Origin of the sequence: Paenibacillus zanthoxyli JH29 (assembly GCF_000520715.1) — a bacterium.
GTDB lineage: Bacteria > Bacillota > Bacilli > Paenibacillales > Paenibacillaceae > Paenibacillus_AQ > Paenibacillus_AQ zanthoxyli.
Genome location: NZ_ASSD01000349.1, coordinates 1 through 1314, shown reverse-complemented (window position 1 = coordinate 1314; position 1314 = coordinate 1). Strand labels below are relative to the sequence as shown.

The following is a 1314-nucleotide window of genomic DNA, read 5'->3' as shown; positions in this document are numbered from 1 at the left end:
AAAAGAACCGACGAGGCAACAAAGGTCTAAAATCAGGCCTGTTGATTATCCAGTAACAGGGAAATAAATTGAAAGAGGCCTTCCCTTTAGTAGAATCGGTAGTCACCACACCAACGATTCGAAAAAGGAGACCAATCATGAAGAAGATTACCCCATTTACGAATATTGTGCAAACGTTACTTAGCGAAGAAGAAGTGCAGTCCGTCGTGCAATCCGTCGGATACCATGACAAAGGGAAGAAATTCACGGTGTACACCCTGCTTCAATTTCTGACGAATGCGGCGGCAGGGCAATGGGAAAGTTACCGTGCCGTTACGGATAAAGCCACGCTTTGCGGATTGCCGTCCGTCAACTATTCGACCTTTTCAAAGAAGGCGGCGGATGTCCCTTTTGAAGTGTTCAAGCGGCTGTTTGAAGTCGTAGCGGCTAAGTGCAATCGCTCAACCCGGCGAAAACTACGCATTCCTTCCGCTCTGTTGCTCGTCGATTCGACGACGGTCACCGTAGGCCAAACGAGATTGCCCTGGGCCGTATTCCATGGCAAACGTTCGGGTGTCAAGCTTCACGTGGCTTACGACGCATCCGCCAACCTGCCCACGAAGGTGATCGAAACGGTGGCCACCAAACACGATGGACCGCTTGGAGAAAAGCTGGCAAACCCCGACTTTATCATGGTGGAGGACCGTGCCTACGGAAAGATTGAGCGATTCGATCGGTACGCAGCGGAGCACCAATATTTTGTGATTCGCATCAAAGAAAACATGACGATCACGACACCGCGTTCGCTGCAACGCCAAGTCGTAGAACGTTCGAATGTGACGCGGGACATCACGTGCAAGCTCGGCACCGAACAATGTCGCTCCGAAAAACGACATCGGGTCGTGTTTTTTCAAGATGATCATGGCAACGAGATTCGCGTGGCCACCAATCTCTTGCACCTGTCTGCTGAACAAATCGCAGCGATCTATAAGGCCAGGTGGGGCATAGAAGTATTCTTTCGATGGGTCAAGCAACATCTAAATGTATCGACCTTATTCGGCACAACGCAGAATGCTGTATATGACAGTTATTCGCGGCCTTAATCGCTTATGTCCTTCTCCAATGGTTGTACAACAGCACGCAGTCGTGCATCATAAAGTGCAAATCAATCGCGCTCGTTTCTTTCGTGCGCCAGTTCCTTCTTGGTCAGCTTTCTCCGGAATGGCGAGTCGCGATTTCATTACTACTGGATCGTTGCAAACGTAATAGCACCCTAATAATTGGTTAATCAACACGCCTGGTCTAAAATCAGTATTATGTCAGGCAGGATGGGCC

Annotated in this window: 1 pseudogene; it reads left to right on the top strand. The window is 49.5% G+C overall.

The features are described 5' to 3' along the window. Positions 1 to 137: 137 nt before the first annotated feature. Positions 138 to 1267 (top strand): annotated as a pseudogene (locus tag L691_RS28755) (IS4 family transposase). The last annotated feature ends 47 nt before the right edge of the window (positions 1268 to 1314 follow it).